Genomic DNA, 12,966 nt, shown 5'->3' with positions numbered 1-12,966 from the left:
GCCGGTTGCAGATGTGCAACGTACTTGGGCTGGTTTCTCAGGCTCAGGCCTGCGGAAGAGAGGAAGCCTAGCGCACGGGCTTGGGCAGCACCGGCAGGCTTTCGTGGCCCTCCGCATCTACGGATACTACCCCAAAAATGTAGTTGTCTTTGCTGTGCGGTAGGTCGGCTTTGGTATCAGTTACAAAGAACTTCTGCTGCCACTCCGGGGCGCTGGTTTCGCGCATCAGCACGTAGTAGCCTGCGGGTTTTTCGCCGGCTTTGGGGGCTTCCCATTTCAGCTCCGTGCGGTTAGTGAGCTGGGCCGTGAGTACGCCCACGTTTTCGGGCGCGGCGGGGGCTAGGGCCAGGCTGGCTAGGGTAGCCAGATTGACGCCAGTGTTTTTGCGCAGATACGCGAAGTCCATGAACTTGGCGTGGTCGCCGTATTCCGTGCCGCTTTCAGTGCGCAAGTCCTGGTGTTGGTGGCGGAAGTCTTCGTTCATTTCCGAGAAGCGCACCGCCGTGAAGCCCTGCTGGTTGAACGGCGTGTGGTCGCCGCCGCGCAGGAACCGGTCGGGCCGATATTCCAGCACTACCTCATGGCCAGCCACGTACTGCTTGGTGGCCTCACGGGTGTAGCGGGCCAGCTGCCGGGAAGGCGAGTCGTTTTCCGAAGAAAGCGTGCGGCGTACTTTGGCTTCATCGGCGGTTTCGGTGGCGGGCACGCCTTCGCTGAAAACGCGCAGGCGCTTATCGTCCTTGATTTCCGGGTCGTGGCCCGTGGAGTTGCCCATGATGTCGTTGTTGAGCATCGCCACTAGGTTCCAGCCTTCTTTTTTGGCGCGCTTTGCTAGGTGCGTAGAGCCGTACAACCCCTGTTCCTCGCCCTGCACCGCCACGAAAATGATGGTAGCCGGAAACTTCTGCTTCGACATCACGCGGGCTAGCTCCATCACGGCCACTGTGCCGGAGCCGTCGTCGTTGGCGCCGGGCGCATCGGCGGTGGCGTTCATCACGTCGGTCACGCGCGAGTCGATGTGGCCGCTCACGATGAAGATGCGCTTGTCGGTGGGGTCGGTGCCGGGCAGCGTGGCCATCACGTTGGCCATCAGCACGGGCCGGTCGATGCGGCGGCCGTCGGGCTTAATCGTGAAGGTATCCTGCTCTACTTTCAGGCGGCCGCCGCTGGCTTTGCTGTATTTCTTGAACTCCGCTTCTACCCAATTGCGGGCCGCGCCAATGCCACGTTTTTTGCTTTTGGTATCCGAAAGCGTGTGGCGCGTGCCAAAGCTCACGAGCTTATCGATATCCTCGCGAAGGTTTTTCTCCGATATTTCCTCCACCATAGTGGTGATAAGCGGATCGGGCGTGGTGGTGGGCTTGGTTTGGGCAAACGCCTGGGTGGTGAGGCCCAGGGAAAGCAGCAGCAGGGTAGAACGGCGCATGGTTGATGGAGAAAGTCTGGTATGGAGTGGGCAAGAGACGCAGAACGGAGCCCTGGCGTTGCGGCACAAGGTAGGAGTGTAGCGCGAACTTTGCAGCTCAGCCACAACACGTAAAATTTGGCACTGCTGGCAGCCCCCGCTCCGCTACTTACAGCATGGCTACCACGGCACTGGCAGCGTTGCCACCAAAGCCGGCCGCATTCACCAGAATCCGGCGGACAGGAGCGGCTGGTGACTGCGCCAGATCCGTAGCAAAAGGTTGGGCGGGCCACTGCTGGGTTTCGAGCACGTGCAAGGCAAAATCGAGGCTTAGGGCGGCCGAGGCACCTAGCGTATGCCCCACCATCCACTTATTAGACAGCAGTGGCGGTAGCGCCTCACCAAATATAGCTCGCAACGCCGCTCGTTCAGCCGCGTCGCCGGCGGGCGTGCCGGGGCTGTGCAGCACCACAGCATCCACGGCTTCGGGCGCGCACTGGGCCTGTTGTAGTGCCTGCCGGATGGCTTGCTGAAAGTGCTGCCCATCAGGCGAAAGCCCGGTTTTACTACCTATGGCCTCAAAGCCAAACCCCACGCCCTCTAGCACGAAAACGGGGCAAGGGGAGTTTTCAATAGTAAGCTGCTGGCGATTAGCCTTCTCCAAGGCAAATACCGCTGCGCCCTCGCCGAGCACAAACGTAGAGGGCTTGCCAGCACCTGGTCGGCAGGGCCAGTCGGCGGCGGCGAAAGGCGAGTAGATGCCGATGGCCTGCATTTGAGCCAGCGTGAAACCCGTGAGGGGAGCCTCGGTGCCGCCCGCCAGAAACCGTGTGGCCATACCCGCCCGCAGCCAAGCCGTAGCGTTGCCCAAAGCCTGAAACGCGCTGCTGCACGTGCTGGAGTGGCTTAAAGCAGCGCCATCCCTAGCGCCGGCATCAAAGGCAACCCAACTGGCCACGTTGCCGAGAGTAGTAAGCGGGGAGGCCGCGTTCGAAACAGCTCCTTCCTTGAGAAATTCCGTGTGAAATTGCTCTAAGCGGCCCGTGGCGCCACGGCTGCTCCCGAGGCTAACAGTAAGTGGCGAGGTTGCCGTTTGCCAGCCGGCCGCCGCGGTGGCCTGCCGAGCTGCCAAGAGGCCCAATAGCACAGTGCGGTCGAGTTGGCGGTAGGCAGGATGGGCGCGGCGCAGGTCCGCTACATCCGCATCAGCGGTAGCAGGCAGGGCCGCTACGGGCAGGCCGCTTGCGTGGGTAGTGAAAGGAGAGGTAGCTACGTCGGTTGGGGCCGGCAGCAGACCTAGCGACGAAACCCGGCCGCGCCCCCGAATGATAATCAGTTCCTCGCCATGCGTTGCGTTAGTCATGCAGGTATTCTGGCAGGGTAGGCGCGGGCTGGAAGTTGAGGACGAGCTCGCGCATCTTGCGAAGCACATTGTAGAGCAGCTCCAGCTCGGCATCGGTAGTGCAGTAGGGCGGCAGCAGGTACACCACATTGCCCAGCGGGCGTAGCACTACCTGGTTATCAATGGCCAACTGATAAAAGGCGTCGCGGAGGCGGCTGAAGTAGCTGGTGCCCTCGCCAGGGTCATACTCCACGGCCAGAATAGTACCGCGGTGGCGCACCTGCCGTATGCCCGGTAGGCCTTCTATTTCCTCACGGAAAGCCGCGTGGGCGGCTTCTATACGCTGGCGCTGCTCGGTGCATTCCTCGGCGCGGGTAAGCTCTAGGCTAGCCAGCGCGGCGGCGCAAGCCACGGGGTTTGCGGTGTAGGAGTGGCCATGAAACAAAGCCCGCATCTTGTCGTCGCTGAGGAACGCCTCGTAAATGGGCGCTGCGCAGGTCGTCAGGCCCATAGCCAGCGTACCGCCGGTTAGGCCCTTGGAAAAGCACATAATATCAGGCTGCTCTTCAAGTAAGCTGCTGGCAAACAAGGGGCCAGTGCGCCCAAAGCCGGTCATTACCTCATCGGCAATACAGAGCACACCGTGCTGGTGGCAGCGGCGCACCATTTCCGTGAGTACCTCCGGCGAGTACATCACCATGCCGGCCGTACCCAGCACCAAGGGCTCAAAGATGAAGCCAGCTACATCGGGCCGGGATACTAGGGTATCAAGTTGCGCCAACACGTCGGCTTCGCGGCCGGGCACTGGCACGTCCACAAACTCTACCTCAAACAGCAGGGGCCAGAAGGGCTGGGTGAAGGCACCGCGGCTGCTCACGGCCATGGCCCCAAACGTGTCGCCGTGGTAGGAGTCGCGGAAGCAGAGGAAGGTGCGACGCTTGGGCTGGCCGAGGTTGTGAAAGTACTGCAGCACCATTTTCAGGGCTACTTCCACGGCTGTCGAGCCATTGTCGGAGTAGAATACGCGGGCCTGGTTAGTAGGCAACAGCGCCAGCAGTTGCTCAGCCAGTTCTACGGCGCTTGGGTGCGTGAAGCCGGCAAACAGCACGTGCTCCAGGGTGCGCAGCTGCTCGCTCACGCGGGCTGCAATATGCGGATGGCTGTGGCCGTGCAGGTTCACCCACCACGAGGAAATACCATCGAGGTAACGGGTGCCGTCTTCGGCAATCAGCCAGCTACCTTCGCCGCGCACAATGGGCACGGGCAGCGGGGCAGTCTGCATTTGGGTGTAGGGGTGCCACAGTACAGCGTGGTCCCGTTCAGCTAGGGTAGGCATGGGTGGTAAACAAACGAGGGCCGCAAAGGTAGCTGCCAATTGCCAGCAGGCCAGATATGGTGCTCTCCAGGGCTACAAAGCCTGACTTCGCTAGCTTCCGTTACAGCCCAAACCACTCCCGGAATTCTGCTGCATAGCGGCTCACCACAGCGGCCGAAACTTCTGGTTCGGGTAACACCCTGGGCATAATGGGTACTCCGGTGTGCGTGGCAATAAACGCTTCCGTAGCGGGTGTCGGCTCGCCATTAAAGATGAGGCCCCGCACTGGTATGTTCCGCGCTTTCAGGGCTTCTAGAGTGAGCAGCGTGTGGTTGATGCTGCCTAAGTAATTACGCGACACTACCACCACCTCCAGTCCCAACTGCTGAATCAGGTCGGCTATCAGAAAACCGGGGGCTAGCGGCACCAACAGGCCGCCGGCACCTTCTACCAGCAAATGGTTGTCGGTTTCGGGCACTTGAAAATCTTCTGGGTGCAGGGTTACTCCTTCTGCAGCGGCTGCGGCGTGAGGCGAGGCGGGTAGCTGCAGACGGTAGCGCTCTGGCCAGAAGTGGCTCCAAGTGTTCTGAACCAGGCTGCGCACCGTAGCCGCGTCGGTAGTAGGGGTGAGGCCTGCTTGCACGGGCTTCCAGTAATCGGCCTGCAAGGCTTCCGTCAGGATGGCTGAGACAAGAGTTTTGCCTACATCAGTGCCAATACCGGTTATGAAAAGTCGTTCCAAGGAGAGAAGGGTAGTGAGATTTTCGGGAGAAATGGCTGCTGCCAAGTGAAGTATAAATGAAACGGAAGGTGGAGTTGGCAGTCAGCTTAAAAGCAGCATGTTTTCATGCCGTTATTGTCTTTATTTCATGGCTACACTGTGCCATTCGTGCTCAACTCGTGTCATTAACAAGGCATTATCGAATTTGACGGACCCCTTTGGGAAAATGGCGTCATCAGCAAAAAAACTCGATTTTACTTTGCTTACTGCCAATGGCTTAACCTGCCAATCATAGGTCTGGAGCTGCAAACCATCGAAGCTGTTTCCGTTTGGAGAGTAGCCAAGGGCACCCTTTTAGAAGAAGTCGGAAGCATTTTCAAGCGTTTGAAAAATAGACTCGGAATTGAAGTGCTCAACTTCGGCCGCATCAATCGAAATGTGCGTTTGATCTGAGCTAACGAAACCAACGTGATAATTCGGGCCCGTCTCACGCACGTTGAAAGTTGCTACGTGATGTTTGCCAGGAAATAAACGTCCACCCACCAGCGCGTTTAGTCGTAAGGACGTGTCGCGCCGGGGGATGAAAACGCCCTCTTGAGTTTTTCCAGCCTCATCCCATTCTACTGCAATCCGATGAGCACCATTTTCAGAGGAAACACCCAGCCAATTAGGAAGACCCTTCGGTTTGATGTTTTTCAGGCGGATCAGGCAAATACCAACGATGGCTTTGCCTTTGTACACCTTCGGCCGAAAAGGTGCAGGTAGAATGGTTGCAACATCTTTTGGATCAGCCGTAAAGTTGATTAGAATCCTTCTGTCGATAATGCCGTGGATGGTTGGGATTCGCATAATTGAAGGGCTAGGGGTACAGTAATAGATAACGTATATCTAGGGTAAATACTTGATGAGCCTTATGCCAAGGGCGGCAGGGCTTGTTTCAGCACATCTGCCAGCTCATCAATTTCTGCCTCGGTATTGTAGCTATGCACAATCAGCCGCAAACGCTCGGTGCCTACCGGTACCGTAGGCGATACAATGGGCCGCACATCGAAGCCGGCCACCTGCGCCGCCGCCGCTACGGCCCTCACCTGGGCCGGGCCGGGGCTGGTGGTGAAGAAAACGGGGTGAATTACGTGGCTTTCCAACGGTACTCGTAAGCCCGGCACGGCGTTCAGGGTAGCTTTCAGGTAGTCCGACAACTCGAACAGGCGGTTGCGCTCAGCAGTGAGGGTAGGGAGCACCGCATACGCTGCCTTGAGGCCTGCCACTGTGAGCGGCGGTAGGGCTGTAGTATAGATGAATGGCCTACTGAAATTCAGGAGATAGTCGCGTAGTAAGGTGGAGCCAGCTACGGCGGCACCCTGGCTGCCGAGGGCTTTCCCGAAGGTGAGAATGCGGGCAAACACCTGTTCTTCTAGGCCCAACGCCGTAACCAACCCCTCGCCCTGGGTGCCATAAATGCCATTGGTATGCGCCTCATCTACCACCAAGTGCAGGCCTTTTTCCTGACACAAAGCGGCCAACTCCGCCAGCGGGGCCATGTCGCCATCCATGGAATACAGAGCCTCTACGGCTACAAAAACGGCGCCGGTAGTGCGGGCCAGCTTGCGTTCTAGGTCGTGTACATCGTTATGGCGGAAGCTCCAGGCCGTAGCGAAAGAGCCCCGGATGCCGTCTTTCACCGATGCGTGCGAGGCTTCATCGTAGAGAATGGTGTCGCCGCGGCGCGGCAGGGCACTGAAGAAGCCTAGGTTGGCCGCATAGCCGGAGTTGAACAGTAAAGCCGCCTCCGCCCGATGAAAGGCCGCTAGCACCGTTTCCAGCTCTTCAGCCGCCTGGGAGTTGCCGGTAAGCAAGCGAGAACCGGTGCTGCCGGCCGGTTCAGCCAGAGCCTGTTGTAAGGCTGCCTGCACGGTTGGGTGCCGGCTGAGGCCTAGGTAGTCGTTTGAGCTAAAGTCGACTAAGCCCGACGCGGAGAGCGTGAGCCGGCGCCGGGTACCATCGGCGTCACGCTTAGCAAGATGCTGCGCAAGGCGCTGATGGAGAGGAGAGGAGTAAGGCATAGGCTATCCAGTACCAAGCTAAAAACGGCTCCCCTCCTCAAATGAGAAGGGGCTAGGGAGAGTTGACTGACCTAGAACAATTACTAGAACTATATTCTACTTCCTGTTCAACGATTCATCAACCACCCCTGGCCCCTTCTCATTTGAGGAGGGGAGCCAGTTTTAGTACTCAATTAGGCAACTACTGGTGCGGCTTCTCTGCCCAATACTATAGCGCCTTCCGGAGCGTCCTTGAAGGACTTACGGGGCTTGAGGCCTAGCAACGCAAACATCTGCTTATCGGCGTCGAAGTCAGGGTTGGGAGTCGTAAGGAGCTTTTCGCCGGAGAAGATGGAGTTGGCGCCGGCCAGGAAGCACAGAGCCTGCTCCGTAACGGGCATTTCCTGGCGGCCGGCCGAGAGGCGTACCATGGTGTGTGGCATCAGAATGCGGGCGGTGCCAATCATGCGCAGCATTTCCCACACACTCACGCGAGGCTGGTCGGCCAGGGGCGTGCCTTCCACCGGTACTAGGGCATTTACGGGCACCGACTCGGGGTGAGCGGGCAGGGTAGCCAGCGTGTGCAGCATGGCAATGCGGTCCTCGTCGGTTTCGCCGAGGCCAATGATGCCGCCCGAGCATACTGAGATACCCGCTTTGCGCACGTGCTCCAGGGTGTTGAGGCGGTCGTCGTAAGTGCGGGTGGTGATAATTTCAGAATAGTGCTCGGCGCTGGTATCGAGGTTGTGGTTGTAGGCGTAGAGGCCCGCCTGCTTCAGGCGCTCGGCCTGGTATTCGTTCAGCATACCCAGGGTGCAGCACACCTCTAAGCCCAGGCCGTTTACTTGCTCCACCATGCCTAGCACGCGGTCGAAGTCGCGGTTGTCGCGAATTTCGCGCCAGGCGGCGCCCATGCAGAAACGGGTGCTGCCCGAGTCTTTGGCGCGCTGCGCCGAGGCCAGCACTTCAGCATCAGGGAGCAATTTGTGGGCCTGCACGCCAGTGTGGTAACGGGCCGCCTGGGGGCAATAAGCGCAGTCTTCGGGGCAGCCGCCGGTTTTTACGCTCAGCAGGGTGCACACCTGTACTTCGCCGGTTGCCTGGGTTTCGGCATGGATGGCCGCAGCCTTGGTTACCAGCTCCAGCACGGGCAGGTTATAAATAGCTTTTACTTCGTCGAGGGTCCAGTCAGTCCGAATCATGGGTGGGAAAGAAGTCGTGTCTAGGTTTCTGGTTGGAGAATGCTGCAAAGAACAGCCCGCGCGCAGTAAAGCTACTGCCGCGGGCTGCAAGATACATGAGAAGTGGATTTACACCGCCTCATATAGTGCGCAGCACCCGGCACGGATTGCCCACGGCTACTACCCCGGCCGGAATATCGCGCGTTACCACGCTGCCCGCCCCAATGGTGGTACCGTCGCCGATGCTCACGCCGGGCATCACTAGCACGCCCGCGCCTAGCCACACGTTGTGGCCTATGGTAATTGGTTTTGCAAACTCCCACCCGGCAATGCGGGGCGCTACCTCCACCGGATGGCCGGCCGTAGTCAACAGCACATTCGGCGCCATAAACACGTTGTCGCCAATGCTTACGGGTGCGCAGTCGAGGATGGTAAGGTTGTAATTGGCGTAGAAATTCTGCCCTAGCTGAATATTATAGCCATAGTCGCACCGGAAGGGGGCCTCAATGTGCGCATCGGTTTCGTAGCCGAGCAGCTCGGCCAGCACGTGCTTGTTAAGCTGCACTGGCTCTTGGTTGTAGCGGTGGCACAGCTGTTTGGCGCGCAATCGTTCGGCTGCCAGCACTGGGTCGTTGGCCTGGTATAGCTCGCCGGCCAGCATTTTTTCTTTGTCGGTGGATAGCATAAAGGCTCGGCGAAGAAGTAGCCGCCGGGGCAATATACCTGGCCTCAGGCTTACTTGTATGCGCCGTTACTACCCCGCTTACAGGGCCGAAGTCTCCTGCGCTGAGCTAGTGCTACGAGCGTCGCGGGTGTTTTTCTGCACGGCAATGGCAGCAAACAAGCTCAGCACAAACGACATGGCGTAAAATCCTTTTTCGCTTAGCGTGAGGCTAGCGTTCCAGAGGCCCACGGTCAGCAGGCAGATAACCAGAATAGTGGAAAACCAGCTCAGACCGTAGTAGATGCCCGTTACTGGAATGCCTTCCATCTGGTCGCGCACTGTTTTCTGCAGAGAAACCGCCGCAAACAAGCCATACATCAGAATGGTAAAGTAGTAGCCCTTCTCGTTGAGCTGCATTTGCGCGTTCCAAAGGCCAATGATAAAAGCGGAAGTGCCCGCCAGCAGGGCAACCCAAGAGGCGGCAATAAAGGCGTTAGAGGGTTTGGCGTACATAAGGGGGTAGGCGGAAAGTGGTTGACAATCTCATCGGAGAACTAGCCCTCCGACAAGCCAAACATAGCGCCTACCCCGGGCTAGGTCGTATCCAAACTTTAACCGATATTAGACTTTTACTTTTTGCCAAGTAGTACTGTTTTCGATGGTTTCTAGTGCGTTGTCTTGATTCAGAAAAACATGCTATGAAGTGCAGGAAAAGCAATATTACTCGTGTAATTCTGAATGAAGTAGGTTGGTAAGTACACGGACGTTATGTCATTTTTCAGACTTTTCACAAGACATACTTGCCGTGTTTGTGAGATGCCTTAAACCAAAACGGGCCGCTCCCATAGGAGCGGCCCGTTTTGGTGTTAGCGTTTGCCGGGACGACTGGCGCCGCGGGTACCACGGGTGCTGGTTTTGCCCTTCGGCGGACCAGCGGCCGCACCTCGTGGGCGGGTGCCCGCTGGCCGGCTTGCTTTCCCAAACCCCGGGCCATCCGGCCGGACGCCCGTGGGGGGGCCGGCCTGGCGACCGGGGCCGGATGGCCACTCCGGCGTATCAGAGGGGCTAGGGGCTGCTTTCTTCGTGGCGGAACGGGCAGCAGCGCGCTTATTGGTTGGTTTTTCAATCCAGGAGCCAGCCGGCTTGGGCTTCGATGCGCGTGCCGAAGTGCCTTCGTCCTCCTTGGGCCTTGGCGCCGAAGACTGGCGGCCCGGGCGGTCGGCCCAGAACTCGGCGGAAGAGGCGCGCTTGCGACGGCGCGGCGAGGAGCCGTTATCGGTACCATCAGAGTCTTTGATCATCTCAAATAGTACCTTCAGCTCCTTTTCCTTCAGCTCGCGCCACTCACCCACGCCCAGGCCTTTCACGTTGATATTCATCACGCGAATGCGCTCCAGCTGCACTACCTCGTAGCCGAAGTACTCGCACATGCGCCGGATCTGGCGGTTGAGGCCCTGCACCAGAATAATGCGGAAGATGTAGGGCGTTTCCTTGGTGACTTTGCACGGCTGCGTCATGACACCGCCGAGGGGCACGCCGTTGGCCATGCCTTCAATGAACAAGTCGTTGATGGGCTTATCCACCATCACGATGTACTCCTTCTCGTGCTTGTTGCCGGCCCGCAGAATCTTGTTCACAATGTCGCCATTGCTGGTGAGCAAAATCAGGCCCTGCGACTCCTTATCGAGGCGGCCGATGGGGAAGATGCGCACCGAGTGCTTAATGGCCCGGATAATGTTATCCTTAATGCCGGTATCGGTGGTGGAGATGATGCCCGGCGGCTTGTTGTAGGCAATGTACACGGCATCTTCCTCGGCGCGCGGCTCGATGATGTTGCCGTTTACGCTCACGCGGTCCTTGCTGGTTACCTGGTCGCCGATGCTGGCGCGCTTGCCATTAACCAGCACGTTGCCCTGCTCGATAAAGCGGTCGGCCTCCCGCCGGGAGCAGACGCCGCTTTCGCTGATGTATTTATTGAGACGAGTGGCCATGAGGTAAAAATGCTAAGCGAAGGGTAAAAAACAACGGCCCGCCAAAGCAGCAAGTGCCGGCGGGCCGCAAAGATACGGCAGAACAAGAGGAGAAGTACTAGGTGGCCATAGCGGCTAACACGTAGCTCGTTTATCGAGGTAACTGCAATACTAACACAAGGCGGTTAATCGACAGATAAAGCATAGAAAAGCCCGATGAGAAGTGGAGTAAATACAGCTAAGCAAATAAGCAGGGGCTTCCAGATCTTTTTGGCCGGGAAAAGCTCCTTGTTTTCTACTATTCTGTCAAAATAGGCATTTAAAGCAATACCACCACCTATGCCGAACGCTACATTGAAACCCGAACCACCAACCTGACGACCAGGCAAAGCCAATAAGAGCACTATGGCAACTGCCACAATTCCGATAGTCCCCCATATTACTTTGCGCGCTGCATCGGGGCGCCCCACATCTCTAAAGTTCTGTGCGAGCATAAGCCCGCCAGCTACAGGACTAAACAAGAATGAAAAAATACGGATAGCCAGTGCTGAATACAAAGGCAGTTTAGTAGTTTCTACTGCTTCCACGGTATGAGGTATAAAATGGTGCAGCTAGTTCCGTCTTATTGAAAGCAGAGTTGAGGCACTCCCACAAATATGAATAGATATAATGGCATAAGAAGGGTTAGGCCCCGATAAAATACCGCTGGATGGCATCATCCAATTCTGCAGGAAGTTCGGTCCCGTCTTTAGGCTGCAGTGCTACTGATTCACTAGCCCCTGCCGGAGCATAAACCCCACTGCTCTGGTTGAACTGTAGTTTGCCCTGCCGGAACTCCCGCTGCTGCTCTGCACCATCCTTGTTCATGGACACAAACTCGAGCTTTTCCAGCGTGTGGCTGCTTTTGTCGAACCGGAACCAGAAGTACACTTCAGCGGGGTCGTCGCTCTGCACATCCAGGGCTTTTATTTCAAGCAGCGAAAACGCATCGGCTTCGAGCAGGAACAGGGTATTGTAAGCGAAAGGCATGTTGGCAGCTTTATAACAGGGTGGAAAGCCTTCTAACGGTAAGGTATAATGTGCTGTTTAAGCAGGCAACTTGGTAAGTGCTTCCGCCGGCCAGACTGCTAGGTAGCATGAGGGTGTAAACCCACGTGCAAGGTGCTATTTCTCTTCGGCCAGCCACTGCATGGCGTGGTACTGGCCAGCGCCTACAAACAAGCGTAATATGTCGTCGGTGAGGCGCAGGCCGTTGGCGCTATTGGTAATGAACAGTAGGGTTTCTTGAGTATCGGGGAAGAGCATAAAGAAGCCCCGGAAGTCGCCGTTGTCGCCCCAATGCCAGAGGGCGGGGCCGTGGCTAGTGGTGGCCAGGCCCACACCACACGCCCAGGCAATATTGGCATCGGTGGGGCTGAGGGGGGTAGTGCACCGGTTGGCGGCATTTGTAGGGGTAGTAAGCATCTTAGCTGTGGCAGGTTGCAGCCCTTTACCCGCCAGAATGGCCTGCAGAAACCGACTATAGTCAGAAGCGGTGGTAAGCAAGCTAAAGCCGCCATTCGGCTCCGCAAACCGCTTGATTTCGGTGGGCTGTCCTGCCTTATCGTGGCCGAAAGCAGCGTTTTTATCGAAGCGGGTGTGCCAAATGAAGCTGCTGTTTTTCATTTTCAGCGGTTCAAACACTTCCTGCTGCGCCAACTGCTCGAGCGTTTTTCCGGTCAGGTGCTCCAGGGTTTTCTGCAGAAACACGTAGCCCTCACCCGAGTAGCTCCAGCAACTGTCGGGCGCAAACTGGAGGCGCAGCTCTGAAGTTTTCCAGCTCTCCGCCAGTGGGTATCCGGCCCAGTTGGGCAGGCCCGTGGTGTGTCCCAGCACCATGCGCGCCGTAATGCGGTTGGCGCGGGGCTCGGCTTGCAGGCGGGGGTAGGGGTAGTAGCTCAGCAGCGGCTTGTCCAGATCAAGCTTGCCTTGATCGTGGAGGCGCAGGGCGGTATACGCCAGCACGACCTTGCCCAAAGAGGCTGCCTGAAAAATGGTGTTGGCATCAACGGTTTGTGTGGTGCCAGCCTTGCGCGTGCCCATGCTGAACCTCATTGTCTCGCTCTTACGGCTGTACACGAGTTGCAGCCCCGCTACATTTTTCTTTTTGAGCAAGGCAACCAGCTCTGCCTGCTGAGCCATAGCGGCAAACGAGAATAGTAATAGTGCTAGGGTAAAAAGATGTTTCATAAGCGGTTAAAAGTATAAGAGAACTGAAATAAGGAAAGCACAATAGTAGCGGTTGCTGCGCAACAAAGGCCGATTTAGTAGCCCCTGGACAAAAAGA

At 57.5% G+C, this 12,966-nt stretch carries 13 protein-coding genes; all 13 read right to left on the bottom strand.

Features of this window, described 5'->3' with window-relative positions; genetic code table 11:
• Positions 1 to 67: 67 nt before the first annotated feature.
• The 13 genes from ACYVGU_RS09155 to ACYVGU_RS09095 all read right to left on the bottom strand — a co-directional run bounded on the left by ACYVGU_RS09155 (position 68) and on the right by ACYVGU_RS09095 (position 12,869).
• Positions 68 to 1,426 carry a M28 family metallopeptidase gene (locus ACYVGU_RS09155; RefSeq protein ID WP_460621791.1) on the bottom strand — a complete coding sequence of 453 codons (1,359 nt, stop codon included), beginning with the start codon at positions 1,424 to 1,426 and terminating at the stop codon, positions 68 to 70.
• Positions 1,427 to 1,574: 148 nt separating this feature from the next.
• The gene (locus tag ACYVGU_RS09150) at positions 1,575 to 2,768 is read right to left on the bottom strand and encodes a beta-ketoacyl-[acyl-carrier-protein] synthase family protein (protein ID WP_460621790.1); all 1,194 of its coding nucleotides are present in this window, start codon (positions 2,766 to 2,768) and stop codon (positions 1,575 to 1,577) included.
• A complete protein-coding gene (gene bioA / locus ACYVGU_RS09145) occupies positions 2,761 to 4,083 on the bottom strand; it encodes an aspartate aminotransferase family protein (RefSeq protein WP_460621789.1) in 1,323 nt (440 codons plus the stop codon). The genes ACYVGU_RS09150 and bioA overlap by 8 nt, the downstream gene beginning before the upstream one ends.
• 100 nt (positions 4,084 to 4,183) lie before the next feature.
• Positions 4,184 to 4,804: a dethiobiotin synthase gene (gene bioD / locus ACYVGU_RS09140; protein WP_460621788.1), complete on the bottom strand. Its 621-nt coding sequence runs from the start codon at positions 4,802 to 4,804 to the stop codon at positions 4,184 to 4,186.
• Positions 4,805 to 5,137: 333 nt separating this feature from the next.
• Positions 5,138 to 5,632 (bottom strand): YqjF family protein, encoded by a 495-nt coding sequence (locus ACYVGU_RS09135; RefSeq protein ID WP_460621787.1) that lies wholly within the window; start codon positions 5,630 to 5,632, stop codon positions 5,138 to 5,140.
• A gap of 62 nt (positions 5,633 to 5,694) precedes the next feature.
• A complete protein-coding gene (locus tag ACYVGU_RS09130) occupies positions 5,695 to 6,846 on the bottom strand; it encodes an aminotransferase class I/II-fold pyridoxal phosphate-dependent enzyme (protein ID WP_460621786.1) in 1,152 nt (383 codons plus the stop codon).
• 173 nt (positions 6,847 to 7,019) lie between these two features.
• Positions 7,020 to 8,027 carry a biotin synthase gene (bioB, locus tag ACYVGU_RS09125; RefSeq protein ID WP_460621785.1) on the bottom strand — a complete coding sequence of 336 codons (1,008 nt, stop codon included), beginning with the start codon at positions 8,025 to 8,027 and terminating at the stop codon, positions 7,020 to 7,022.
• Between the two features lie 118 nt (positions 8,028 to 8,145).
• Positions 8,146 to 8,691, bottom strand: coding sequence for a sugar O-acetyltransferase (locus tag ACYVGU_RS09120; RefSeq protein ID WP_460621784.1), 546 nt, complete (start codon positions 8,689 to 8,691; stop codon positions 8,146 to 8,148).
• A gap of 78 nt (positions 8,692 to 8,769) precedes the next feature.
• Complete coding sequence (gene yiaA, locus ACYVGU_RS09115; protein ID WP_460621783.1) at positions 8,770 to 9,183, bottom strand: YiaA/YiaB family protein; 414 nt, start codon at positions 9,181 to 9,183, stop codon at positions 8,770 to 8,772.
• A gap of 353 nt (positions 9,184 to 9,536) precedes the next feature.
• Positions 9,537 to 10,661 carry a pseudouridine synthase gene (gene rluF / locus ACYVGU_RS09110; RefSeq protein WP_460621782.1) on the bottom strand — a complete coding sequence of 375 codons (1,125 nt, stop codon included), beginning with the start codon at positions 10,659 to 10,661 and terminating at the stop codon, positions 9,537 to 9,539.
• A gap of 164 nt (positions 10,662 to 10,825) precedes the next feature.
• On the bottom strand, positions 10,826 to 11,227 hold the full coding sequence (locus tag ACYVGU_RS09105) for a hypothetical protein (protein WP_460621781.1): 402 nt from the start codon (positions 11,225 to 11,227) through the stop codon (positions 10,826 to 10,828).
• Positions 11,228 to 11,324: 97 nt separating this feature from the next.
• A complete protein-coding gene (locus ACYVGU_RS09100) occupies positions 11,325 to 11,669 on the bottom strand; it encodes a hypothetical protein (RefSeq protein ID WP_460621780.1) in 345 nt (114 codons plus the stop codon).
• Positions 11,670 to 11,804: 135 nt separating this feature from the next.
• Positions 11,805 to 12,869 (bottom strand): serine hydrolase domain-containing protein, encoded by a 1,065-nt coding sequence (locus ACYVGU_RS09095; RefSeq protein WP_460621779.1) that lies wholly within the window; start codon positions 12,867 to 12,869, stop codon positions 11,805 to 11,807.
• Between the last annotated feature and the right edge of the window lie 97 nt (positions 12,870 to 12,966).

Source organism: Hymenobacter tenuis, assembly GCF_054780495.1.
This window is presented reverse-complemented; position numbering and strand designations above follow the sequence as displayed.

Excerpts from the sequence above, each read along its gene's own strand:
- ACYVGU_RS09155 (WP_460621791.1), bottom strand. The coding sequence starts at position 1,426 with ATGCGCCGTTCTACCCTGCTGCTGCTTTCCCTGGGCCTCACCACCCAG.
- ACYVGU_RS09150 (WP_460621790.1), bottom strand. The coding sequence starts at position 2,768 with ATGACTAACGCAACGCATGGCGAGGAACTGATTATCATTCGGGGGCGC.
- bioA (WP_460621789.1), bottom strand. The coding sequence starts at position 4,083 with ATGCCTACCCTAGCTGAACGGGACCACGCTGTACTGTGGCACCCCTAC.
- ACYVGU_RS09135 (WP_460621787.1), bottom strand. The coding sequence starts at position 5,632 with ATGCGAATCCCAACCATCCACGGCATTATCGACAGAAGGATTCTAATC.
- ACYVGU_RS09130 (WP_460621786.1), bottom strand. The coding sequence starts at position 6,846 with ATGCCTTACTCCTCTCCTCTCCATCAGCGCCTTGCGCAGCATCTTGCT.
- bioB (WP_460621785.1), bottom strand. The coding sequence starts at position 8,027 with ATGATTCGGACTGACTGGACCCTCGACGAAGTAAAAGCTATTTATAAC.
- ACYVGU_RS09120 (WP_460621784.1), bottom strand. The coding sequence starts at position 8,691 with ATGCTATCCACCGACAAAGAAAAAATGCTGGCCGGCGAGCTATACCAG.
- yiaA (WP_460621783.1), bottom strand. The coding sequence starts at position 9,183 with ATGTACGCCAAACCCTCTAACGCCTTTATTGCCGCCTCTTGGGTTGCC.
- rluF (WP_460621782.1), bottom strand. The coding sequence starts at position 10,661 with ATGGCCACTCGTCTCAATAAATACATCAGCGAAAGCGGCGTCTGCTCC.
- ACYVGU_RS09100 (WP_460621780.1), bottom strand. The coding sequence starts at position 11,669 with ATGCCTTTCGCTTACAATACCCTGTTCCTGCTCGAAGCCGATGCGTTT.
- ACYVGU_RS09095 (WP_460621779.1), bottom strand. The coding sequence starts at position 12,869 with ATGAAACATCTTTTTACCCTAGCACTATTACTATTCTCGTTTGCCGCT.